This window comes from Nocardia asiatica NBRC 100129 (assembly GCF_000308415.1).
Classification (GTDB): Bacteria; Actinomycetota; Actinomycetes; order Mycobacteriales; family Mycobacteriaceae; genus Nocardia; species Nocardia asiatica.
The window spans coordinates 16008-38897 of record NZ_BAFS01000125.1; the positions used below are offsets into that span (position 1 = coordinate 16008).

At 69.9% G+C, this 22890-nt stretch carries 20 protein-coding genes; 10 read left to right on the top strand and 10 right to left on the bottom strand.

The window, feature by feature from the left end:
- Window positions 1–7: 7 nt before the first annotated feature.
- From rfaE2 to ON27_RS11870, 8 genes are all read right to left on the bottom strand, one after another.
- Window positions 8–1384 carry a D-glycero-beta-D-manno-heptose 1-phosphate adenylyltransferase gene (gene rfaE2 / locus ON27_RS11835; protein ID WP_043724427.1) on the bottom strand — a complete coding sequence of 459 codons (1377 nt, stop codon included), beginning with the start codon at window positions 1382–1384 and terminating at the stop codon, window positions 8–10.
- The gene (locus ON27_RS11840; protein ID WP_043724429.1) at window positions 1381–1944 is read right to left on the bottom strand and encodes a D-sedoheptulose-7-phosphate isomerase; all 564 of its coding nucleotides are present in this window, start codon (window positions 1942–1944) and stop codon (window positions 1381–1383) included. Before ON27_RS11840 ends, rfaE2 begins: the two co-directional genes overlap by 4 nt.
- A complete protein-coding gene (locus ON27_RS11845; RefSeq protein WP_043724432.1) occupies window positions 1941–2984 on the bottom strand; it encodes a glycosyltransferase family 9 protein in 1044 nt (347 codons plus the stop codon). The genes ON27_RS11840 and ON27_RS11845 overlap by 4 nt, the downstream gene beginning before the upstream one ends.
- Window positions 2981–4483, bottom strand: a complete 1503-nt coding sequence (locus tag ON27_RS11850) for an HAD-IIIA family hydrolase (RefSeq protein WP_043724436.1) — start codon at window positions 4481–4483, stop codon at window positions 2981–2983. Before ON27_RS11850 ends, ON27_RS11845 begins: the two co-directional genes overlap by 4 nt.
- Window positions 4480–6102, bottom strand: coding sequence for a carbamoyltransferase family protein (locus tag ON27_RS11855; protein WP_043724439.1), 1623 nt, complete (start codon window positions 6100–6102; stop codon window positions 4480–4482). The genes ON27_RS11850 and ON27_RS11855 overlap by 4 nt, the downstream gene beginning before the upstream one ends.
- A gap of 108 nt (window positions 6103–6210) precedes the next feature.
- Window positions 6211–7182, bottom strand: a complete 972-nt coding sequence (locus ON27_RS11860; RefSeq protein ID WP_043724442.1) for a UDP-glucuronic acid decarboxylase family protein — start codon at window positions 7180–7182, stop codon at window positions 6211–6213.
- An 8-nt stretch (window positions 7183–7190) separates the two neighbouring features.
- A complete protein-coding gene (locus tag ON27_RS11865; RefSeq protein ID WP_051046458.1) occupies window positions 7191–8435 on the bottom strand; it encodes a glycosyltransferase in 1245 nt (414 codons plus the stop codon).
- A 31-nt stretch (window positions 8436–8466) separates the two neighbouring features.
- Window positions 8467–9444 carry a glycosyltransferase gene (locus ON27_RS11870; protein WP_245559919.1) on the bottom strand — a complete coding sequence of 326 codons (978 nt, stop codon included), beginning with the start codon at window positions 9442–9444 and terminating at the stop codon, window positions 8467–8469.
- Between the two features lie 107 nt (window positions 9445–9551).
- Here ON27_RS11870 and ON27_RS11875 point away from each other — a divergent pair, with 107 nt between their 5' ends.
- The 3 genes from ON27_RS11875 to ON27_RS11885 all read left to right on the top strand — a co-directional run bounded on the left by ON27_RS11875 (window position 9552) and on the right by ON27_RS11885 (window position 13013).
- Entirely contained in the window at window positions 9552–10943 is a 1392-nt protein-coding gene (locus ON27_RS11875) for an aldehyde dehydrogenase family protein (protein ID WP_051046459.1), read from the top strand.
- Window positions 10944–11227: 284 nt separating this feature from the next.
- Window positions 11228–12166 carry a glycosyltransferase family 2 protein gene (locus ON27_RS11880; RefSeq protein ID WP_051046461.1) on the top strand — a complete coding sequence of 313 codons (939 nt, stop codon included), beginning with the start codon at window positions 11228–11230 and terminating at the stop codon, window positions 12164–12166.
- Window positions 12117–13013 carry a glycosyltransferase family 2 protein gene (locus ON27_RS11885; protein ID WP_043724445.1) on the top strand — a complete coding sequence of 299 codons (897 nt, stop codon included), beginning with the start codon at window positions 12117–12119 and terminating at the stop codon, window positions 13011–13013. The genes ON27_RS11880 and ON27_RS11885 overlap by 50 nt, the downstream gene beginning before the upstream one ends.
- 35 nt (window positions 13014–13048) lie before the next feature.
- Here the strand turns inward: ON27_RS11885 and ON27_RS11890 are convergent, their stop codons facing one another.
- A complete protein-coding gene (locus ON27_RS11890) occupies window positions 13049–13276 on the bottom strand; it encodes a hypothetical protein (RefSeq protein WP_043724449.1) in 228 nt (75 codons plus the stop codon).
- Window positions 13277–13445: 169 nt separating this feature from the next.
- On the opposite strand from ON27_RS11890, the gene ON27_RS11895 reads away from it, so the two are divergent.
- From ON27_RS11895 to ON27_RS11925, 7 genes are all read left to right on the top strand, one after another.
- Window positions 13446–14186, top strand: coding sequence for a hypothetical protein (locus ON27_RS11895; RefSeq protein WP_063711308.1), 741 nt, complete (start codon window positions 13446–13448; stop codon window positions 14184–14186).
- A 68-nt stretch (window positions 14187–14254) separates the two neighbouring features.
- The gene (locus ON27_RS11900) at window positions 14255–14605 is read left to right on the top strand and encodes a DUF1330 domain-containing protein (protein ID WP_043724453.1); all 351 of its coding nucleotides are present in this window, start codon (window positions 14255–14257) and stop codon (window positions 14603–14605) included.
- A 121-nt stretch (window positions 14606–14726) separates the two neighbouring features.
- The gene (locus ON27_RS11905; RefSeq protein WP_157227165.1) at window positions 14727–14906 is read left to right on the top strand and encodes a DUF6374 family protein; all 180 of its coding nucleotides are present in this window, start codon (window positions 14727–14729) and stop codon (window positions 14904–14906) included.
- A gap of 82 nt (window positions 14907–14988) precedes the next feature.
- Complete coding sequence (locus ON27_RS11910) at window positions 14989–16185, top strand: MFS transporter (RefSeq protein ID WP_051046460.1); 1197 nt, start codon at window positions 14989–14991, stop codon at window positions 16183–16185.
- Between the two features lie 943 nt (window positions 16186–17128).
- On the top strand, window positions 17129–18073 hold the full coding sequence (locus ON27_RS11915) for a daunorubicin resistance protein DrrA family ABC transporter ATP-binding protein (RefSeq protein ID WP_043724504.1): 945 nt from the start codon (window positions 17129–17131) through the stop codon (window positions 18071–18073).
- Entirely contained in the window at window positions 18070–18831 is a 762-nt protein-coding gene (locus ON27_RS11920; RefSeq protein ID WP_043724461.1) for an ABC transporter permease, read from the top strand. Before ON27_RS11915 ends, ON27_RS11920 begins: the two co-directional genes overlap by 4 nt.
- A gap of 146 nt (window positions 18832–18977) precedes the next feature.
- Window positions 18978–19622, top strand: a complete 645-nt coding sequence (locus ON27_RS11925; protein WP_043724465.1) for a DUF4097 family beta strand repeat-containing protein — start codon at window positions 18978–18980, stop codon at window positions 19620–19622.
- Between the two features lie 93 nt (window positions 19623–19715).
- Here ON27_RS11925 and ON27_RS11930 read toward each other — a convergent pair whose 3' ends face one another.
- Window positions 19716–22808: an AfsR/SARP family transcriptional regulator gene (locus tag ON27_RS11930; protein WP_063711309.1), complete on the bottom strand. Its 3093-nt coding sequence runs from the start codon at window positions 22806–22808 to the stop codon at window positions 19716–19718.
- Window positions 22809–22890 lie beyond the last annotated feature (82 nt).

Genomic DNA, 22890 nt, shown 5'->3' on the forward strand with positions numbered 1-22890 from the left:
TCTCGGGTCAGCCACGGCCCTCGGCCGCGGCGACGAGCTGTGAGGTCGAGTAACCGGGAACCATGGGGACCAGCGCGATCTCGCCGCCGTAACCGCGAACGACCTCGGCCTCGGGCAGGTGCGCGCCGGAGTAGTCGCCACCCTTCACCCACACATCGGGGCGTAGACGGTCCAGTAGCGCGCTCGGTGTGGATTCGTCGAACTCGACGACGGCGTCCACCGAGGCGAGTGCGGTGAGCAACCGGGCGCGGTCCTCGGCGGTGACGATCGGACGGCGCGGCCCTTTCAGCCGCCGCACCGACGCATCGGAGTTGAGGCAGACCACCAACGCGTCGCCCATGGCGCGGGCCTGGCGCAACAGGGCCACATGACCGGGGTGCAGCAGATCGAAACAGCCGCCGGTGGCGATCAGTCTGCCGCCGCGCGCCTTGATCCCGGCCGCCACCTCGAACGCCGATCGGCCCTCCGGCGCGACCTGCGCGGCGGCGGCGCTGTCGCAGGTGGACAGCGTGGCCGCGCCGCCCGCCGCGACGAACCTGGCCGCCGCGTCCACCGCGTGGGACACGGCGTCGGCCACCGTGCAGCCGTCGAAAAGCGCGGCGGTCGCGGCCGACGCGAAGCGGTCGCCCGCGCCGCACGTGTCGGAACGGACGTGTCCGGCGATCCGTACTTCGGCGGGCACGGGCACCCTGGTGAGCCGTTTCCCATTGGCGAGCACCGCCCCGCCCGGCCCGGTGGTGACCGCGACGGAATCCGCGGCCCACTCGTCACGAAGCACTTTCGCCAACTCGTCGGGTTCCACGTATCCCGGTGCGAACTGTCGCGCCTCTTTCAGGTTGGGCGAGACCAGCGACACACCCGGCGTGGGCGCCGGGCCGCGCGGGTGTGGATCCCACACCACCGGAACGGAGCGGGCCAGCTCGGTCAGCAGGCACCGGAGCTGCGGATGGGCGGCGACGCCCCGGCCGTAGTCCGCCACCAGGATCGCGCCGGCCGCCCGCAGTGTCTCGGTGACCGAAGCGCTCACCGAACCGCCGTCCGCCGTGCCGTCGCCGGTGTCCAGCCGCAGCAACGACTGCCCGGCGGCGCGGATGCGGGTCTTGCGTACCGTCTCGCCGCGCAGCAGCATCGGAACGACCTGCACGTCCCGGTCGAGCAAACGGGCTAGGGTGCGGCCGTCCCGATCGTCGGCGGTCGCCGTGACGAGCGAGACCTCGGCGACCGACCTGGCGGCCAGCGCGGCGGCCAGACCGGCGCCGCCCGGGCGCACCCACTGGCGCCGCACGTCCACCACGGGCACGGGCGCTTCGGGCGACAACCGGTCGGCGGCGCCCTCGATGTCGACGTCGAGGATGGTGTCGCCGACCACGACCAGCGGCTTCACGTGGGCACTCCCAGCGCGTCGTCGAGCGCCGCGCACAGGGCGTGCACCAGGACCAGATGCACTTCTTGCACGGTGGCGGTGCTGGGCGCGTCCACGGACACCGCCTCGTCGCACAGCGCCGCGAGCGGATTCGGCGCGGGCCCGGTCATAGCCCACGTGGTGACGCCGATGTCGTGCGCCGCCTTCGCGGCGGCCACGACGTTCGGGCTGGTGCCACTGGTGGACAGCAGGACCAGGACATCGCCGGGCCTGCCGTGCGCGCGGACCTGACGCGCGAACAGCTCGATCTCGCCGTAGTCGTTCACGATCGCGGTGCTCGCCGAAGTGTCGGCGTGCAGGGCGATCGCCGAGAGCGGGCGGCGCTCGTGGCGGAAGCGGCCGACCAGTTCCCCGGTCAGGTGCTGGGCTTCGGCTGCGCTGCCGCCGTTGCCGCAGGCGAGCAATCTGCCGCCGTTGTCCAGCACCACCGCCAGTTCCCGCCCCCATCTGCGGATGCTCGGTGCGAAGCGACTGGTGCGCTCCAGTGCCGTGCGCAAAGCCGCGAAATGTTCCTCGATCACCGCACACCTCCTGTCCACAGCCGCTCCCGCCGGCCTGCGCCGAGTTCTTCCGCCACCATGACGACCTGTTCCGGGGTGATCGAGTCGAGGCACGGGTGGCCCACGACCGGGCACTCGCGGGCCCTGCTGCCCCGGCACGGCGCCCTCTGGTCACCGAGCATGGCCACCGGCACGCCGTAGGGCGCCCAGCGCTCGGCGGGCACGACCGGCGCGAACAGGGAGACCACGGGTGTCCCCACGGCCGCGGCGAGATGCGCCGGGCCGGTGTTGGGCGCCACCACCACGCTCGCGCCGCGGAGTACGGCGGCGAGTTCGGCCAGCGTGGTGGCTCCGCCGAGGTCGAGGGCGTGGCTGCCCGCGACAGCGTCGGTGAGTGCGCGGTCGTCGGGGGCGCCGGTCACGATCACCCGGTGCCCGGCGCCGGTCAGTGCGGCGACGATGGCCGCCGATCGGGACGAGGACGGCTGCCGCGCCGGTACCGACGCGGCGGGATGCACCACCACGTAGCCCGGTGCGCCGGCAAGGCCGCCCACGTCCGGCAACGGCTGCCGAAGGGCGAGTTTTCCGTCATCACCGGGGGGCAGCCGAAAACCGGCTGCCTCGGCGAGCGAAAGCGCGCGTTCCGCTTCGGGCCGATCGCCCTCGACGCGATGGCGCAGGTCGAGCAACGATCCGGGGTAGTCGTCGGAGATCGCGCCGATCCACGGAACACCGGCCATCCTGAGCAGCAGCGCCAGCGGTAGTGGCGACTGGTGAAAGGACGTGAGGATCAGCGCGAGATCGACGTCCAGCGCGCGGATGCGGTCGACGAACGCGGTGACGTCCGCCGATGCGACCGGGGGCGGCTCGGGATCGATCCACGGCGCGCACCAGGACAGAACCTGTTGCACTCCGGGCAGGAGGTCACCGGCGCGACGGCCGCGCGGCCCGGTCAACAGCGTCACCGAATCGGCGTGCGCCGCCACCGCGCGCACACACGGCCCGGCCAGCAGCACGTCGCCGAGACTGTCCATGCGCGCCACCAGCGCCCGGCCGGTCACGGCACACCGGCCATCGCCAGTCGTACGGCTTCGGGCAGGTCTCGCGCCACGATCGCTTCGCGATGCGCGCGACGCACCTCTTCGGGGCGAGTCCTGGCCGTCGGCACCAGAATCGCGCGGGCGCCCGCCGACATCGCCGCGCTGACATCGGCGCCGGTGTCCCCGATGAGCACGCACCTTCCGACGTCGACGCCGAGTTCCGCCGCGGCCCGTCGAACCAGGCCGGGCTGCGGTTTGCGGCACGGGCAGCCGTCGCTTTCGCCGTGCACGCACACCTGCCATGTCGCGAACGGTCCGAGCAGTTCCTCGACCCGGGAGTTCACCGCGGCCAGCTGTCGCGGGCTGATCAAGCCACGCGCGACGCCGGACTGGTTGCTCACGACGCCGAGTTGGATGCCCGCCTCGCGCACCCGCCGCAGCGCGTCGACGGCTCCCGGCACCGGCTGCACCCGGGTGGGATCGGTGAGGTAGGGCACATCGATGATGAGGGTGTCGTCCCGGTCGAACAGCAGCGCCAGCGGCGACGCGTGGGTCGCTTCGCGGTGGCGCCACTCACCGCGCAGCCGGTGCCAGCACGCGGCGGGCGGAATCAGCGCACTGCTCAGTGCCATTCGGCCGATCTCGGCGGGCGTGCGGGGCCCGGGCAGGATTCGGCGCGTGGCGAATTCGCCGGTCAGCGCCGTCCACAGCGCTGCGAACGCGAGGGCGGAACGTTTCCGGCCCGCGACGCCGAGCGCCACCGCCGCCGCACCCGCGGTCGTGGTGAGGGCGTGGCGGGGGAGCAGCCCGGTGTCTTCGCCGATGCGCTGCCGCCACCGAGCGCCGTACTTTCGCCGCAGCAACGCGTTGTCGGCGTTCCCGCGTTGCGCTCGCACACTGGCCAAGGGCCCCGACCCGCCGCGCAGCGGGTGGCGGGTCAGCCGCCGGCCCGGCGCGATGACGTAACCCGCGAGACAGACGCGAAGCGCCAGGTCGGCGTCTTCGCGGAAGGCCCTGGGGAACCGTTCGTCGAAGCCGCCGACCGCGACCAGCGCGCAGCGGCGATAGGCCATGTCCGCGGTGATCCACCGCGCGGTGGCCAGGCGGGCGGTCGCGCGTTCCTCGTCGGTCGGCCTGCGGTGCCTCGGCAGCGGCACCTCGATCCGGGCGGTGGAGGCCGCCGTTGTCTCGTCGAGACCGTGCAGGTCGCCGGCCAGGCGGGCAGGCCAATCCGGCGCGGTGAGCACATCGTCGTCCAGGAAGGCGATCCACGCGCCCGTGGCGTGCTGCCAGCCCACGTTTCTCGCCGCGGCGGGTCCGCGGCCGCCCGAGCGGACGACCCGCACCGGCGGCACGGTATCGCGCAGCGGCAGCGGCCCGCCGGCAGGCCGATCATCGACCACGATGATCTCTCGTGGCTTCGGACCCACCGCGTTGTCGAGCGTCTCGAGCAGCGATCGAAGGCTTTCCCGGCCCATGGTCGGAATGACGATGCTGTAGTCCACTCGATGGTCGTTCATGAGCGGCGCACCAGGAACGGGCCGAGGGCGAGCAGATCGATCGGGGCGGAACCGAAGCATTCGAGGGCGTCGCGGGGCGAATCGACCATCGGCCTGCCCGCGGTGTTCAGGCTCGTGTTGACCACCACGGGCAGGCCGGTGCGCCGGTCGAACTCCGCCAGCATCCTCGACAGAACCGGGTTGTCCGCGGGATCGACCGTCTGCACCCGCGCGGTGCCGTCCACATGCGTCACCGCGGGAATGCGGGCTCGCCATGCCGGGGTGACATCGTGGACGAACAGCATGTACGGGCTCGGCAACGGCCCGCGGGCGAAGATCTCCGGCGCCCGGTCGGCCAGCACCATCGGGGCGAGCGGCCGGAACTGTTCGCGCCCCTTCACGTCGTTGAGGCGTTCGAGATTCTCCGGCCGGCCGGGGTGCGCGAGCAGCGAGCGATGCCCGAGTGCGCGCGGGCCGAATTCCGCCCGGCCCTGGAACCAGGCCACCACCCGGTCCTGCGCGAGGGCTTGCGCCACGTCGGCCGCGACGTCCTCGGACTTCGTGTACCCGACCTTCGCCGTGCGCAGCACATCTTCCAGTTCCGCGTCGGTCCACTCGCGGCCGAGATCGGCCCCGCGCATCGGGGCGGCGCGCTCTCCGAACTCGGCCGCCAATTGCAGCGCGGCACCCAGCGCGGTGCCCGCGTCACCCGCGGCCGGCTGCACCCAGATCTGCTCGTAGGGGCCTTCGGCGTGCAGTCGGCTGTTGGCCACGCAGTTCAGCGCTGTGCCACCGGCCAGCGTGAGGGTCCGCTGCCCGGTCTGACGATGCAGCCAGGAGGTCAGCTCCAGCAGCACGTCCTCGAGTCGTCGCTGGACACTCGCGGCGAGATCGGCATGATCCCGGCCGATCTCACCACCGGTCACGGCGGGAGCGAAGCTCGCCCATTCCACGGGCTCGGTGCGAAAACCACCGTCACCGGTGGAATACACCAGTTCCCGGAACCGGTCGAGGAATCGGGGCGTGCCGTAGGAGGCCAGCGCCATCACCTTGTATTCGTCACTCGACCTGGTGAATCCGAGGTGTGCGGTGAGGTCTTCGTACAGCAGTCCCAGCGAGTGCGGCAGCCGCTGCGAGGCCAACTCCACGAACTTGCCGTCGCGGTATTCTCCGGCGAGATAGGACTGGCTCTCGCCGCGCCCATCGGCCACCAGGACCGCGCAGTCGCCCGAGGGGGCCGCGAGCGCCGCGGACGCGGCATGCGCCAGGTGGTGTCGCACGAAGCGCACGATCGCGGGATCGAGGCCGGGCAACGCGGCCGCGAGGAACGCGGGCGCTCGGGAAGCGTAGTCCGTCCGGGTCTGCTCGCTGCTTCGGTCGAGACCGCCGAGCGAATGGTCGACCAGTCCCGGGTCGTAGGAGTAGCCCACCGCGTCGAGCTGATCGGGACGCAATCCCGCTCGCTCCAGGCACCAGGCGGCCGCTTGCTCGGGCAGCTCCCACGCGGAGAACGGCACCGGTCGCTTACCGTGCTTGCGGCGCGTGAACCGCTCTTCTTCGGCGGCCGCGACGATTTCGCCGTCCACGATCAGGGCGGCGGCAGGGTCATGGAAAACCGCGTTGATACCGAGAATGCGCACGGGCCCGCCTTTCTGTTCGAGCCGCGGGACCTGTCGGTCTGCCCGCTGACATATGTCTGGCGCTACCCGCTGAAGTCACCACTAAACCGATTCGCGGCACGGCGCTGATCAGCGCAAAGACTCCTCAGCCGACGCGGAAGCGCGTCCGGCGAACCAGTCGATGGTGCGGTGCAGCCCCTCCGCGCGGGTGACCATCGGCCACCAGCCCAGCCGGCGCCGGGCCAGCGAGATGTCCGGGCAGCGCCGCTGCGGATCGTCGACCGGGCTCTCGACGTACGTCACCGGGGACCGGCTGCCGGTCATCGCCCGGATCTCCTCGGCCAGGCACCGCACGGAGACCTCGTGGGGGTTGCCGATGTTGACCGGTCCCGGGTGGTCGGTGGACGCCAGCGCGAGCAGGCCGCGCACCGTGTCCAGGACGTAACAGAGGGAGCGGGTCTGCTCGCCGGTCCCCGCGATGGTGAGAGGCTCGCCCGCCAGAGCTTGTGCGATGAAAGTGGGCACCATCCGGCCGTCGTCGGTGCGCATCCCGGGACCGTAGGTGTTGAAAATGCGGACTATTCCGGCATTTACGCCTCGTTTCCGGCGATACGCCATGGTCAGCGCCTCGGCATACCGTTTCGCTTCGTCGTAGACGCTGCGTGGACCCACCGGATTGACGTGCCCCCAATAGCCCTCGGGCTGGGGATGGACCGCCGGGTCACCGTATACCTCGCTCGTCGACGCGAGCACGAAGCGAGCCCCGTTCCGCTCGGCCAGGCCGAGGGCGTTGTCGGTCCCGAGCGAACCCGCTCGCAGCGTCTCGATCGGCAGCCGGAGGTAGTCCGGCGGCGACGCGGCCGACGCGAGGTGGAAGACGACGTCGAAACCGCCCATCGCGGGCAACGGATCGGTGACGTCGTGCCGGCGGAGTTCGAACCCGGGCCGGTCCAGCAGCCGGGCGACATTGTCCGGTGCGGAGGTGGCGAAGTTGTCCAGCGCGACCACGGCTGTGCCCGCGTCCAGCAGCTGCTCGCACAGGTGCGATCCGACGAATCCGCAACCGCCGGTGACCAACGCGCGTTCTCGTGGTTCGGTCACGTCCTCACCTACCCTTGACCGCTCGCGCGAACGTCGCGATCCGGACCGCTGTCCCCGGGACCGCTCTCGTGCTGAGCGGTCACCCGGCGGTACGTATGGAGGGTCTCCGCGGCGATCCGTTCCCACGAATAACGCGCCTCGACCCGATCGTGTCCGGCACGACCGTACGCTTGCCTGGTCTCGGGTTCGACCAACAGATCGCGCACCGCCGCGGCCAGTTCCGCGGGCGCCCGCGGCGGGATCAACCTGCCGGTCACACCGTCGACGACCGTGTCGATGAGACCGCCGACGGCGGCGGCCACCACCGGAACCCCGCACGCCATCGCTTCCAGCGGTGTGATGCCGAACGGTTCGTACCACGGCGTGCACACCGCCACATCCGCCGACCGCAACAGCGGGGCCATCCGTGCTCTCGGCACCTGCCCCAGCATGTGGAGCCGGTCGCGCACGCCGAGTTCGTCCGCCAGTGCAAGCAATCGCCTGCCTTCCGGGTCGTCGGCGGGCTCGCCGTGGTCCGGACCGCCGACCACGACCAACTCGGTGTCGCGCAGGTCGGTGAGCGCGGTGATGGCGGTGTCGAAACCTTTGCGCGGCACCAATCTGCCCACACTGACCATCCGGTGCTCGGCCCACCTCGGCGCGCTCGGCCCGTCGGGCGTGAACTGCTCGAGATCCACGCCGCAGGGAATCACCGACGTTCGCGAGCGCGGCACGCCCATCCTGGCCAGTTCGAAAACCTCGTCGGAACACGTGGCGATGATGCGGTCGACCTGTTCGGCGATCGATCGTTCCAGGCGCACCCGGTCGGGCGGGCTGGTGTCGTTCGCGCCCTGGTAACGGCGTTTCACCACGCCGAGCGCGTGAAATGTCTGCACCACCGGGATGTCGGCGGGGCGAGCGGCCCGCAGCGCGGCCAGCCCGGACATCCAGAAGTGGGCGTGCACCACATCGGGGCGCAGGCGGCGCCAGTGCAGGTGCAGGAAGGCGCCGAAATCGCCCATGAACGGCAGCAACTCGTCCTTGGGCAACGGCTGGGCGGGCCCGGCCGGGACATGGACCACCCGATAACCCTGATCGGTGGTGACCGTGGGCGGCGCCTGCGCGTCCTCGCGGCGGGTATAGACGGTGACCTCGTGCCCCTGCCTGCACAGAGCCGCGGACAGCTCCGCGACGTGGACGTTCTGTCCACCGGCATCGACGCCGCCCAATCCGGCGAGCGGGCTTGCGTGTTCGGACACCATCGCGATCTTCATGATTCCGCCTTTGCACTCCGGGACACTGCCTTCATTCGGTGACCTCGGCGAGGAGGGAATCCCACCGGTGCAGGAAGACCTCGAGGCCGAAATGCTCCAGCGCGAACTGCCGTCCCGACTTGCCCGCGAGCACCGCCAGATCGGGTTCGTGCAGGAATTCGTGGAACTTCGCGGTCAGTGTCGCGACGTCGCACGAGAGGGCGCCCGCTTCCGGCGGCACCGCGCTGACGGCCTCGGTCGTGGCGAGGGCGACGACCGGCATGGCCAGATGCATGGCTTCGAGCAGGGACAATCCGAGCGAGGTCCACCGCGCGGTGTGCAGATACACCCTTCGGCGCGCCATTTCCGGATGCAACGCGCCCTGTTGGAGGTCGCCGATGCCGCGGATCGGGTGCCCGGTGGGGGTGTCCACCGTGAATTCGTCCGCCCCGATGCCGTACAGGTCGATCGGCCCCGCCATCGCGAAGTCGGGCAGCAGATCGCTTCCGGTGATCCTGCCGCGCCGCACCGGTTCGTTGATCAGCGCTACGCCGTGTGGCACTTCGCCGGTGTACAGCGGGCCGGGGTCCACGATGCCGTGCGGTACCACCCGGGTGGGCGCTTTCCCGTTGTCCCACATCAGGTTGTTGAAATGCGTGACGTGCACGATCGGGATGTCGGTGCGATCCGCCAGCGGATGCCGGGTGGTCGCCGCGCTGGGGCGCGGAGCGTTGTGCTCGACGTAGACCGCCGGGATGTCCGCGCCGGGACGACGACCGAGCCAGCGCTCGGTGAGCTCGATCTCCTCCGGGCGCTGGAGAACGACCACGTCCGGCTCGGTCGCGCGCAATCGCGCCGCGGGCACGTCCTCGGCGGAGGGCCAGTCGCGGCCGCACCGTCCGCGGCCCCACGGGCCGCCGCCGTCGACCACGGGGACCAGATAGCGGTGCGGCCCTCGGACGAACGACGTCGTCCAGGACCCGTGCACGTGCCACAACAGCACCGTGAGCCGTCCGGTCATCTCGGCCATGTCGATAGCTCTTGCCTCTAACCGCAGGATCAAACCTGGCCCCGCGCCGACGGCTGCCGATAGCCGACGATGGTTTGAACCGTTCGCGCCAGGTAACGCCCGCGACTATGAGCGCACCGAACGCCGTCACGTTCCCCACTGACCATCGGGCCACCGAGACGATCGACATCCGCGACCCCGCTACCGGCGCCGCCGTCGGTACGGTGCCCATGACCGGCATCGCGGAGATCGATCGGCAGGTAGCGCTGGCCGATCGGGTTCGGTCCGAGTGGGCACGAACTCCGGCGGCCGAGCGGGCCGCTGCGCTGCGCGCGGGCGCCGCTCTGCTGCGCGAGCGTGCCGATGAGCTCGCCGAACTCAACCGGGCCGAGACCGGACGCCCGCGGGCCGAGGGCAAGGAGGGGATACTGGCCGGCGCCGCGACGCTGGAGCAGTATGCCGAACTGGGACCGGTGCACCGCGGCAAGAGCCTGCAAGGGGACTTCGAAGCGACCGACTTCATGGTGTGGGAACCTCGCGGTGTGGTCGTCGCCCTGACGCCGTGGAACGACCCCGTCGCGGTGTCCTGCGGTTTGCTCGGCGCGGCGCTGGTCACCGGGAATACGGTGGTGTACAAGCCGAGCGAACGCGCACCGCATACCGGTGCTCTGCTCGGCGATCTACTCGCTCGTGGGCTGCCCGAGGGCGTGCTCCAGACGGTCCAAGGCGATGGGCGGGTCGGCGCACTCCTCGCCGCACGGTCCGACGTGGACGTCATCGCGCACGTCGGCAGCACGGCGACGGGCCGGTCGATCGCGAAAAGCGCTGCGGCGACCGGCGCCAAGGCGCTGCTGGAGAACGGCGGCAACGACGCCCTCGTCGTCGACGCCGGTGTGGATCCCGTCTGGGCCGCCGGGCAGGCGGCGCTCGGCGCGTTCGCCAACTCCGGGCAGATCTGCGTGTCGGTGGAACGAATTTTCGTGCACCGGGACGTCGCGGATGCCTTTCTCGCGGCCCTGATCACCGAAGCCGAGTCCTGGAGCCCTGCGCCGCTTGTCGACCGGCGTCATCGCGATCATGTGCATGCCCACGTACACGACGCGGTGGCACGCGGGGCCGGCCTGATGGCGGGCGGAGCCATTCCGAACGGCGCCGGGGCGCACTATCCGGCAACCGTGCTGACTCACTGTGATTCGACCATGCGGATCATGCGTGAGGAAACGTTCGGTCCGGTCGCGCCGGTCCGGGTGGTGGATTCGTTCGAACAGGGCATCGCCGAGGCCGCGAACGACGACTACGGGCTCGCGGCGACCGTGCTCACTCCGTCGCTGGCCCATGCCCAGTACGCCTGGCGCGAACTGCCGGTCGGCACGGTGAAGATCAACGCGGTGTTCGGTGGGGCGCCCGGCGGAGCGGCGCACCCCCGCCGTGCCAGCGGAACCGGCTTCGGTTACGGCCCTGAATTGCTGGACGAGATGACCCAGACCAAAGTCGTCCACTTGCGCCCTGCCGGCGGCTAGGCGGCCACGGCTCCCGTAACGGGCCCGAGACGCTGCCCGGCACGGCGACTTCCGGCCGCTGCTCGTCCGGCCTGCCACATACCCCCGAGACGACGGTGGCCGGAAGCGTTGCCGAAAGATCGCTGGGATGCTGATTGGGTAGCCGCGCAGCGGGGTACGCGCCGAGACATGCGGGTACTTGTCACCGGGTGGCCCAGTTCTGTACACGCGGAGGCGACGGCCGGGAAGGCGGCCGTCGCCTCGATCCAGAACCCGACAGACGGGTCGCGCCTGGGACGCTCGGCGTGAGCGCTCGGGCCGGGGCGAGGACCACGGTCGTCATCGCAACCCGTAACCGCGCTCCCGAATTGATCCGCACCTTGACCGAGTTGCGCGCACTGCGGCCGCGTCCCGCGATCGTGGTGCTGGACAACGCGTCCGCCGACGACACCGCCATCGCCGCGGAGGCGTTCCCGGATGTGAAAGTCATCCGGCTCCCGCGCAATTTCGGAGCGGCGGCGCGCAACCTCGGCGTCGCGATCGCCCGGACGCCCTACGTCGCCTTCAGCGACGACGACTCGTGGTGGGCCGGTGACGCGCTCACCGAAGCCGAGCGGGTGCTGGACGCGCATCCCCGGCTCGGCCTCGTGGCAGGACGCACGCTCGTCGGCCCCGACCACCGCGACGATCCCGTCAACGAACTGATGGCGACCAGCCCGCTCGGACATCCTCCCGAACTGCCCGGTCCGTCGGTGCTCGGCTTCCTGGCCTGTGCGGCGATCGTGCGGAAGGAGGCGTACCTGCAGGCCGCCGGATTCAGCTCACTGCTGCATTTCGGCGCCGAGGAACGCTTGCTGTCCCTCGATCTGGCGGCCTGCGGCTGGGACCTCTGCTACGTGGCGGAGGTGCGCGCCCACCACCACCCCTCGGCGCGACGACCGCCGCACGCGTGGCGCAGACGGGTCGAACAGCGCAACAACGCGTTGATCGCCTGGATGCGGCGGCCGCTACGGCGGTGCGCGGCCGAATCCGCCGGTCTGCTGGGTCGAGCGGCGCGCGACCCCGCGACGTTGCTGGCGGTCGGCGGGATCATTCGCCGTCTGCCGTGGGCGTTGGCGCAGCGGCGTCTGTTGCCGCCGCACGTGGAGCACCGGGCCAGGCTGCTGGAACTCGCCGATGGAAGGAGGTCGCCGGATGGTCGCGGAACGAATGACGGTCGTCGTCATCAGCCACAACCGGCGTGAACAACTGCTGCGAACGCTCGCGCACATGACCGCGCTCGCCGACGCCGCGCCGATCATCCTCGTGGACAACGGGTCGAGCGACGGCACCGCGGACGCGGTCGCCGCGGCGTTCCCGACGGTGCGGCTCATCCGCTCGCGCGACAATCTTGGGGCGGTGGCGCGAAACATCGCGGTCGAGCGGGTGGTCACGCCCTATGTGGCCTTCTGCGATGACGACACCCGATGGCAGCCGGGCGCGCTGACCCGCGCCGCCGACCTGCTCGACCAGTTCCCCGGCCTGGCCGCGGTGACCGGGCGATGCCTGGTCGCGCCCGAGCTCCGCGAGGACCCGATCACGCCGGAGTTGCGCGATTCACCGGTGCACGGGCCCGATTGGCTGCCCGGTCCCGCCCTGCTCGGCGTGCTGGCGGCGCTGTCCGCCTTCCGGGTCAGCGCGTTCCGGGAGGTCGGCGGCTTCTCCCGGCGCTTGTGGTTCGGCGGCGAGGAGGAACTGCTCGCGCTGGACCTCGCCGCGCGGGGCTGGTGGATGTGCTGGATCGAGGACATGCTCATCCATCACGAGCCCTCCCGCAGCCGTGATTCGACCCTTCGTCGCCGACTCGGTATCCGCAACACGTTGTGGACGCTGTGGTTGCGCCGACCTGCCCGCAGCGCCGCCCGCCGGACCGCCGTCGTGCTCAGGTCGGCCCCGCCCGATCTGACGACGGCCGCGGCCGTTTTCGAGACACTGCGCGGACTACCGTGGGTGCTGCGCGAACGAAGAGTGCTCCCGCCGCAGGTGGAGGCCGGTCTCGTCCGATTGGAAGGATCTCAGCGGCGTTCTGTCGCCCGCCGTTATGTGGGCTGACCCGCACCGCCGGAGCGGGATGCGCTGCGGCCCGGTTATTCGTGCCGCTCGACGTCGAGGACGTACTCGAGGTCTCTGATCCGGTCCGCTACCTCCGGCGCGGCGGCGATGACGACGCGATCGGCGCCGCAGAGTTCGACGACCTCGGCGTCGACGGTCTGCAACCAGTCGAAGAACTTCCCCCGAATCCCCCTCGGTGTCGCACTTTCGACGAGCAGGTAGGGGTCGAGACGGACGAGATAGGTGCGGTGTCGCGCCGGCATAGCGCTCTCCTTCAGTCGTCCAGGGCCGGGTGCGCAAGGGCGTGGTGTGCCAGGTGCTATCGATGGTCGCTGTGCGAACTGGGTACCCGGCCCGGCCGACGGCACGCCGCCGTGCCCGTTTCGCTATCGGCTCGACGAACGTGTCGGTGCGCCCGGCTAATCTGCTCGCATGGTCGGACCGGACGCGGCGCTGCGCCGACTGACGCGCGCGGCGGGAAAATTGCTGCAGCCGTACGGCTTCGACGGCTCCGAGGCCAGCTGGGTGCGGGTCGTGCCGGAGGGCGTGGCCCGTGTCGGCCGCACCAGGACATCGCGTACCTGGACCGACGGGCAGCAGGAGCTGAAGTTCGGTTTGAGCCTGAGTGCCACGCCCACCGCCTGGTGGGAGTTCGCCAACTGGCGCGACGCGCAGCTGGGTCTGCCACCCGCGCCGTTCCAGGAGGCGAGCGGTCCCGGACTGATCGACGCCCACGGTATGCCCGGCGCCGCGACCGAGTTTTGGTCCCTGCGGGTCGACCCGGCCCAACCTGGCCGGGTGCTGCAGGCGGACGTCGACGCCGTCCGCGCCGAGTTGCCCCGGCGGGTGCACGCCTGCGCGCGCCGTGCGCTGCGATTGCTGGAACCGGGCCGTTACCTCGATGAACTGCTGGCCCTCCCGGATCAGCAGATCGGCGCGCGAGAGGCGATCGTCGTGCTGCTCGCCGAGCGCGGACCAGGCCCGCAGCTGGACGAGGCATGCCACCGATTCCAGGTGTGCGCCACGGCGCGGGACACGTCGGTCAACGCGGCGAAGGTCATCGCGTACGCACAGGACCGTGCGGCTCGGGTTCGCGCAGAGCCGACTACCGGCGCGCGGCTCGCGCCTGCCGGCTCAGGGGCGCAAGCCCAGTGCCGCTTACCTGGCGGGTAATCGACCTCGGGCCTTCGGCGTGCCACGATCACGGCACAACGAAACCTGATCGACCGGAGATACGAGCCATGCCCGCCTACGCCATAGCCCGCCTGCAAGACGCTGATCCCCACCCGGATATCGCCGATTACATCGAGCGCCTCCCCGGCACCTTCGAACCCTACGGCGGCCGTTATCTCGTGCACGCGGCACAACATGAGGTCAAGGAAGGCAGCTGGCCCGGCGCCGTCGTGATGATCGGCTTTCCCGGGATCGCCGAGGCGCGGGCTTGGTGGGATTCACCCGCTTATCGAGAGATCGCACCGCTGCGCTCGCGGCACATCGAGGGCGACATCATTCTGGTGGAAGGCGTTCCCGCTGATTACGCCCCGACCGCTGCCGTAAACGCCATCCGGCAGGCCGTGTCGAATAATTCTTGATCGTTCGGCCGTGCGTCCTGGACCTATTCGAAATCGGCACGGCCGAATATCGTCGGGCTGCCATTTCCCCTTCCCGGCGTGGGGTGGTGTTTTTGTCGGGAATCGCCGGTAAAACATGATCATGCCTGATCAGATCCGATTCGCGCGGTTGGCGCTGGACCAAGTGGCCGCCGAGCTGGACCAGACCGCTTTTCGCGGCGGCTACCTCACCGCCGAGCGTCTGCGATTCCTCGCGACCAAAGTCCGCGACGCATGTCAGGTGTACGACGAGGCCGTCGAATCGACCGAACCCGCCGGCTGAGTCGAACCCGCCGCGGCCGTCGCCGACGGTCGCGTCCTTTTCCCGCCGGAATCCGCTGCTCGGTGTTCTTAGCGTCGATGCAATGGAAACCGATCTCGTTCCGGGTAAGAGGGGCGCTACCGCTTTGCGGAGCCTCGTCGTCTGGTTCATGGCGCTGGCGGCCGCGCTGGGCACCGCCGCTGTCTACCCGCTGCAACCGGCCATCGCGGAGGTGGCTGGTTCGCTGCACACTTCCTTCGCGGCGATCGGCACGGCTCTGGCCTGCGGACCGATCGGCTATCTCGTGGGGCTAGCGCTCTTGGTGCCACTGGTCGACCAATTCGCGCCGCGCACCGTGGTATCGGTTCAATTCGGCGCACTGGCAGGCGCCTTGGCGGCGAATGCGGCGGTCGGTTCTCCTTGGCTGCTCGGATTCGTAGTCGGCCTGATCGGAGCGGGGTCGTCGGTCGGTGCGCAATTGAGTTCGATCGCCGGGCGTTTCGCGGGAGCGGCGCGGCAGGCCACGGCGCTGGGAATCGTGACAGCGGGCATTTCGGCGGGGGTGCTCGCGGGCCGAATCGTCGGAGGGTGGCTCACGGATTCGATCGGCTGGCGCGGCATGCTCTCCGTCTTCGCTGTGGCATGTGCCGCCGTCGCGGTCGTCGCTCGTTTCGTGTTACCCGCCGCGCAGGGGAGTGCCGCTGTCGATTATCTGGCGACGCTGCGCGCGACACCCGGTCTGTACACCCGGTTTCCGGCGCTGCGCCGGGCCGCCGGTCGCGGCGCGCTGTGGTTCTTCGCTTTCTGCGCGGTTTGGGCCGGGCTCGCGGTCGCACTGGCCCAGCCGCCGTTCTCGTACTCGGCCGAACAAATCGGCATGTATGCCTTCGCCGGTCTCCTCGGCGTCGTAGCCACCCGTGTTTCGGGGGCATGGACCGATCGCATCGGTGCCCAGCGAGTGATCGTGGCGGGGCTCGTGCTCGCTATCGCCGCCACCGCGGCGCTGAGCGTCTTCCTGTCGCATGCCGCCGTAACCTTGGTCTGCCTCGGCCTCTTCGACGCCGGACTGTTCGCAGCTCAGGTGGCCAATCAAAGTACGGTTCTCGCGATAGACCCGGCGGCGCCGGCCCGCTTCAACAGCGCCTACATGATCGTCTATTTCATCGGCGGCACTTCGGGCACCGCCATCGGGGCTGCCGGTGTGGGCTGGTTGGGCTGGCCCGCCACCGCCGCTCTCGCCGCAGCGGCCATCGCCGCCGCCTTAGCCCTGACACCAACGCCTTCCCGCACCCGAATCTAGCTACCCAGTCCTTCCGGCGGCCTTCTCCTGCCACGAAGCAGGTTGAGAGCGAACTAGGCGGCGAGCCAGCATCTCTCACGTAGGCGCTGGTCAACGCTCCGGCGTGGAGGATCGGCCGGTCAAGGGCCAACTTGGAGCGAACTATCGCCTACGGCCGTGCAGGGACTTAGAGTTGATTGCTATGGGTGGTCTGCGACGGTGCGGGCCGAACCCACACAAGCCCTTCGGGGCCCCGGGGGGTGGAGGGTGCCCACCCCCCGGGTGGGTGGGGCACCCTCAGGGGGTGGGCACCCTGCACCCACCTCGGACCGTAGCGGCTAGCGGGTCAGCCTCGAGGTGAATTCACTGCGGCGTTGCGCGCGGCACGAAGTTGTCCCCATTGCCCTCACCCGAATTGCGCTCACCCGACGAGGCGGCCATCAGGGATTTCGTTCCACCGCCGATAGGTCACGAGCTTCCCGTCGAGGGACGGGAGTTGCGCAACCGCTCGCAATCGGCGTGGTCGGCATCAGGGCAATCCTCGGCGCTGCGAGCGCAGCCGTGCGCGGTGCACCCGGATCGGTCGTAACCCCAGGCGTCGTAACCCCATCTGTCACAACCGAATCGGTCCCGGCCGGATCGGTCGTAACCGGACCGGTTGCTACCCTCCCATTCGCGAGGCGCGCAACTATTTCCGGCTCGACGCCGCATCGCGCCGCGCCGAGCGTAACGGGGCCGCGACGCCGGTGAGATTCGCGCGCGCTCGATCGGGCAGAGCGATGGGCGATACGTGCTGAATCCGCCCACCGGGCAAGCGGCGGGCGCCCTCGCGGACCACTGACCAAGCGTCCGGAAAGAGGCCGTCCGCCCCTTCTCTGTCCCTGTGACCAGCACGAACATCGTGTCAGCGGACGTGTCAGGCCGGTATCAGGCCGGTATCAGCGGGGCTGGCGACAGTGTTCACATGAACAGCTCAGCGATTACGGCTTCCGGGCTTCGGAAGTCGTACGGGGACAGAACGATCCTCGATGGCATCGATTTGAATATCGGCGCCGGTACGATTTTCTCGCTGCTCGGCCCGAACGGGGCGGGTAAGACGACGACCGTGAACGTGCTGACCACGTTGCTGAAAGCCGATGGCGGCACGGCGCGCGTAGCCGGGCACGATATCGCGACCGAGCCGAAAGCGGTACGCGCGGCGATCGGGGTCACCGGTCAATTCGCGGCGGTGGACGATCTGCTGACCGGGGAAGAGAACCTGCGGCTGATGGCGGATCTGCACCATCTGCGGGCCGGGGAGAGCAAACGGGTGATCACCGAATTGCTCGAACGGTTCGATCTGGTGGAGTCTGCGCGAAAGCCTGCGTCGGCGTATTCCGGCGGGATGCGCCGGAAACTGGACCTGGCGATGACGCTGGTCACCAAGCCGGACATCGTCTTCCTGGACGAGCCGACCACCGGACTGGATCCGCGCAGCCGCCGCACCATGTGGGAAATCGTCCGGGAACTGACGGCCGACGGTGTGACGATCTTCCTCACCACCCAGTACCTCGAGGAAGCCGATCAGCTGGCCGACCGGATCGCGGTGCTCGACCAAGGCCGCATAGTCGGCGAGGGGACTCCCGACGACCTCAAGCGCCGAGTACCCGGCAGCCACATCCGGCTCCGGTTCATCCAAGTCACGGAATTGGCCGCGGCCGCGCGAATCCTGCCCGGCGCCACCCGCGACGACGAGGCTCTGACCTTGCGGGTCCCGGGCGACGGCGGGACGAAGTCCCTGCGGGAGCTGCTGGATCGGCTCGACGAACACTCGATCGAGGCCGAAGAGATCTCCGTCCACACCCCCGACCTCGACGACGTTTTCCTTTCCCTGACCGGTCACGCGACCACGGAGGCCAACGCACAATGAGCACCATTTCCGCACCGCTGGCCGATTCGTCGATCATGCTGCGTCGCAATTTCAAGCACATCGCCCGAACTCCGGTCACGATATTCAACGCGGCTCTGATGCCGGTCGTGATGATGCTGATCTTCGTGTACGTGTTCGGCAACGCGTTCGACGTCGGCGAGAACTACATCGATTACGCGACGCCGGGCATGATCCTGCTGGCCATCAGTTACGGGTTGTCGGGCACCGCGGTCTCGGTGAGTTCCGACATGGCGAAGGGCATCATCAACCGGTTCAAGGTCATGAGCGTCTCCCGTGGCGCCGTACTGACCGGTCACGTCGTGGCCACCATATCGACCAACGCGGTAGCCATCGCGGCCGTCCTCGGGGTGGCTTTCGCGCTGGGGTTCCGGTCCTCGGCCACCGCACTGCACTGGCTCGGCGCGATCGGCATCATGGCGGCGACGTCGTTCGCGGCCGCCTGGCTCACGGTCGCACTGGGCATGGCCGCGAAGACTCCGGAAGCCGCGGGCATGACCGTGGTGCCGCTGATCATGCTGCCCTTCGTGAGCAGTGCGATCGTGCCCGCCGACCAGATGGGGCAGGGCATCCGGCAGTTCGCGCAGTATCAGCCCTTCACGCCGATCATCGAAGCGATGCGCGGGTTTCTCGCCGGTCACCCGTCCGGCGGCCACACGGCGGCCGCGCTGGCCTGGTGCGCCGGGTTCGCCCTCGTCGGCTACCTGTGGTCGCGCGCCACGTTCACCAAGCGGGCGTAGGGGCGGACAGCCCACGTAGCCAGCCCGGCCGAGGGTGCTCATCGAGTGCGCTCCGCCGGCGTCGGCAGCACCGATCGGCTCGTCGGCCGGGTCGGCCGCCCGACGCACACACACCGAATCCTCATCACACCCGAAGGAATACCGCCATGCCTACTTTCGAGACACCGGAACCGATCGCCGTCACCGTCGAGGTGCTCTCCGGCAGCGTCACCGTGATCGCCTCCGACCGCACCGACACCGTCGTCGAGGTCCGGCCTGCCGACGACTCCAAGAAGGGTGACGTGCGCGCCGCCGAGCAAACCCAGGTCGATTTCGCCGCCGGAACCCTCACTGTGCGAACGCCGAAGGACTGGCGCACCTACACCCCGTTCGGCGGTAACCCGTCGATCGAGGTGACCATCGAGGTACCCAACGGCTCCCGGCTGAAGGGCACCGCCGCGGTGGGCCGGTTGCTGGGCTCCGGTGAACTCGGCCAGTGCGACCTGGCGGTGTCCGCCGGTGACATCGCACTCGAGCGCGCACGCGGTTCGGTGACCGCGAAAACCGCCAAGGGCGACATCCGCATCGGCGAAGCGTCGCGCGGCGTGCTGCGGCTGGAGACATCCATGGGCGAACTCGAGGTGGGCATCCATCCGGGCAGCGCGGCACGGCTGGAAGTCAACGCCCAGCACGGCACCGTGCGGAACCAGATGGGACCGGTCGAGCGGCCGCGCGACAGCGCGGAAACCGTGCAGGTGTATGCACGCAATTCCTACGGCGACATCATCATTCGGCACGCGACCGCCGCTTAGCGCAGCCGGCTCCACCGAACCGACCGCACCGGCGCCCCGGTGCACGACACCGCCTCAGCGTCGTGCACCGGGGCGCAGCCGGTTCCGCCATGTTCAGCAGGGGAGCGTTGTGGCGGCCAGTTCACGCCAGCTCGCTTGCGCGCCCTCCCTCGTCGCCTCGGTGAATCGCGCTTCATCGAGGCGGCCTAGTGCGGTCCGCTCGATCCGGGTCGCGTCCGGGTTGGAACGATCGGGCAGGCCGCGTACTCGCGTACTCGCCGCGAGCAGCCGCACGGCCTGTTCGGCTCGGTCCTCACGCAGCGCCAGGTCCGCGATTCCGACGAGTACCTGGGCGATGAGGGGCGCGTATCCCGTCGCGGCTGCCGCCTGCAAGGCCGTGGCGTGTCGTTCGCGGGCTTCATCGAGTCCATCGGCGAGGTAGCCCAGCAAGTTGTGTGTTACCGCGGTGACGTAGACCCCCTCCGCATCGCTGCTCAACAGGGTCGTCGCGACGTCGATCTGCCGGTGTGCCTCCTCCGTGTCATCCCGCCAGCGGGCCAGCTCCGCATTCGCCAGGGCCAGTTCGGCCAGTGCGTTCGGCCACGCGGACCGATCCGCGTACCGCTGCGCCTCGGCCATGGCGGCCGCGCTCGCCTCCGCATCGCCCAGCAGCCAGTACAGCTGGGCCTGCCGCGCCCGTATCAGGAAAACGTCCTCGATCGCGCCGACCTCGGTGACCACCGCGATCGCCTGGTCCAGATGCGCGCACGCACCGGCGAACTCGCCGCGCGTGGCGATTCGATTCGCCACCTCGGTCAGCGCGAACGAAATTCCCCAGCGCTCGCCGATGGCCCGGAACTCGGCGAGCGCCGCCTCGAGATACGCGTCCGCCTCCCGCTCCTCCTGCCCGAGCGCGATCCGCGCTTTGCCGAGCTGGAGTCGGGCCAGCGCCCGCACCCAGGGATCGTCGTGGGTGAGCAGCGGTTCGAACGCGGGCAGCAGCGCGTCCGGCCCCTGCAACATGCGTTCCAGCGCGGCGACGAACCCCAGCAGCGGGTATCCGCCCTGATTGCTCCGGCTGAACCGGTATGCCTTGTGGATCCATTCCTCCACATGGTGCTCGTCACTGGGCCCGGAACTCAGGAAATGCACGACCAGCCCGTACACCCTGGCCCTGATCTCGTCGTCCACCTCACCGGGCAGGTCAGCGGCCGCGATGATCAGCTCCATGCCTTCGGCCTTGTGCCCGCTGAGCCACCAGTACCAGCCCGCCGCCGCCGCCAGCCGCATCGCCCCGGTCGTGTCCTCGGCCGCGAGCGCGCCGCGCATCGCGACAGCGATGTTGTCGTGCTCGACCTCGAGCGTGGCGAGCCACTCCAACTGCTCGGCGCGGCGCAGGTGCGGTTCCGCGGTGTCGGCGAGCCGGGTGAAGTACGCCAGATGCGCTCGGCGCGCCGAATCCGATTCACCCGCATCCACGAGCCGTTCCCGGGCGTACTGCTTGATCGTGTCGAGCATCCGATAGCGCGGCCCGCTGTCCCCCGAGGTGAGCAGCAGCGACTTCTCGGTCAGCGCCGTCAGCAGTTCGAGCACCTCCCACCGCTCGACCGCGACGTTCTTCCCGTCCGCTTGCCCTTCTGGCCCGCTTTCCGTGCTTGCGCAGATCTGTTCGGCCGCGTCCAGACTCGCGCCGCCCGCGAACACAGCGAGCCTGCGCAGGACCAGCCGTTCGGCGTCGGTGAGCAGCTCCCAGCTCCAATCGACCACCGCCCGCAGCGTCCGGTGCTGTGGCAGCGCGGTACGGCTGCCGCCGGTCAACAGGCGGAACCGATCGTCGAGCCGGTCGGCGAGCTGATCGAGGGACATGGTGCGCAGCCTGGCCGCGGCCAGTTCGATCGCCAGCGGTATCCCGTCCAGCGCCCGGCACACCCGCGCCATGGTCGACAGTGCGCGGGCATCGGCCGCGAGATCCCGGCGCACCGCACCGGCCCTGTCCCGCAACAGCTGAACGGCCGGGGAGGACTCGATCGCGCCGGGCTCCGCGTCCTCGGTGGGCAACGCCAGTGGCACGACCTGCCACAACGCCTCACCCGTGATGCCGAGCGGTTCCCTGCTCGTCGCGAGGATCCGCAGCCGGGGACACTCTCCGAGCAGCCGGTGCGCGAACGCCGCCGCGGCCTCGATCACGTGCTCGCAGTTGTCCAGGATCAACAGCGTTTCACGCTCGCGGATCGCCGCGACGAGCCGGTCCATCGGTTCCGCGTTCGGTGCGCCGCCCAGCAGCGCGTCCCGGAGCCCGAGCGCGGCGAGCGCCGATTGTGCCACGTCACCGCTCGTTCCGACGGACGCCAGCTCCACCAGCCAGGCTCCGTCCGGTAGGTCGTCGAGCAGGGTCCTGGCGGTTTCCAGAGCCAGCCTGGTCTTGCCGGAGCCACCGGGCCCGGTCAACGTGGTGAGCCGATGGTGCGCGATGAGTTCGCGCACGGCGGCGATGTCGGCGTATTTGCCGACGAAAGTGGTCAACTCGGCCCGCAAGTTCGTCCTGCGATCGGTCTCCTCTGCTCGCACTTCGCCGCGCAGCAGCGCGACGTGCAGTTCGGAGAGTTCAGGGGAGGGGTCGACGCCCAGCGTGTCGGCGAGGGCCTCCCGGGCCTGCTGGTACACCACCAGTGCCTCGTTGGCACGACCCGCGCCGCCGAGCGCACGCATCAACGCGGCGACCAGCCGTTCCCGCACGGGGTGGCGGGCCACCAGCTCGGTCAGCTCGGTGATCAGCTCGGTGCCCCGGCCCAGGCGGATCTCCGCCTCGTACCGATCCTCCATGGCGGCCAGGCGCAGCCCCTCGAGCCGGGTGACCACCGCGTCGAAAGCCGCGCTGTCCTGCATGCCGACGTCCTGCATCAGTCCACCGCGCCACAGCTCGAGTGCTTCGCGCAGCAGCTCGGCCTGTCGTCCGTCCGCACCACCGCGAGCCTGGTCGATGAGCTGTTCGAAGCGCACGGCGTCGACCGCGCCGGGTTCCACGATCAGCCGGTAGCCGCCCGCCTGCACGTCGAGCGACCCGTCCGGCAGCACCCTGCGCAGCCTGGAGACCAGTGCTTGCAAGGCGTTCGCCGCGTCGGCGGGCGGTTGCTCCCCCCAGATCCACTCGACCAGGGCCGATTTCGAAACCGGGCGGCCCGGTTCGAGGGCAAGGGCGATCAACAAGGCCCGTAACCGAGCGCCCGGTATCGCTATCGATCCGCCGTCATCTGCTCGGATCTCGAGCGGTCCAAGCATCCCGATCTGC

Bases quoted from the DNA above. Each gene is read 5' to 3' on its own strand.
- ON27_RS11925 (WP_043724465.1), top strand. From the start codon at position 18,978: ATGCCTACTTTCGAGACACCGGAACCGATCGCCGTCACCGTCGAGGTG.
- ON27_RS11850 (WP_043724436.1), bottom strand. From the start codon at position 4,483: ATGAACGACCATCGAGTGGACTACAGCATCGTCATTCCGACCATGGGC.
- ON27_RS11870 (WP_245559919.1), bottom strand. From the start codon at position 9,444: ATGGCCGAGATGACCGGACGGCTCACGGTGCTGTTGTGGCACGTGCAC.
- ON27_RS11900 (WP_043724453.1), top strand. From the start codon at position 14,255: ATGCCCGCCTACGCCATAGCCCGCCTGCAAGACGCTGATCCCCACCCG.
- ON27_RS11895 (WP_063711308.1), top strand. From the start codon at position 13,446: ATGGTCGGACCGGACGCGGCGCTGCGCCGACTGACGCGCGCGGCGGGA.
- ON27_RS11885 (WP_043724445.1), top strand. From the start codon at position 12,117: ATGGTCGCGGAACGAATGACGGTCGTCGTCATCAGCCACAACCGGCGT.
- ON27_RS11915 (WP_043724504.1), top strand. From the start codon at position 17,129: ATGAACAGCTCAGCGATTACGGCTTCCGGGCTTCGGAAGTCGTACGGG.
- ON27_RS11890 (WP_043724449.1), bottom strand. From the start codon at position 13,276: ATGCCGGCGCGACACCGCACCTATCTCGTCCGTCTCGACCCCTACCTG.
- ON27_RS11910 (WP_051046460.1), top strand. From the start codon at position 14,989: ATGGAAACCGATCTCGTTCCGGGTAAGAGGGGCGCTACCGCTTTGCGG.
- ON27_RS11865 (WP_051046458.1), bottom strand. From the start codon at position 8,435: ATGAAGATCGCGATGGTGTCCGAACACGCAAGCCCGCTCGCCGGATTG.
- ON27_RS11920 (WP_043724461.1), top strand. From the start codon at position 18,070: ATGAGCACCATTTCCGCACCGCTGGCCGATTCGTCGATCATGCTGCGT.
- ON27_RS11875 (WP_051046459.1), top strand. From the start codon at position 9,552: ATGAGCGCACCGAACGCCGTCACGTTCCCCACTGACCATCGGGCCACC.
- ON27_RS11905 (WP_157227165.1), top strand. From the start codon at position 14,727: ATGCCTGATCAGATCCGATTCGCGCGGTTGGCGCTGGACCAAGTGGCC.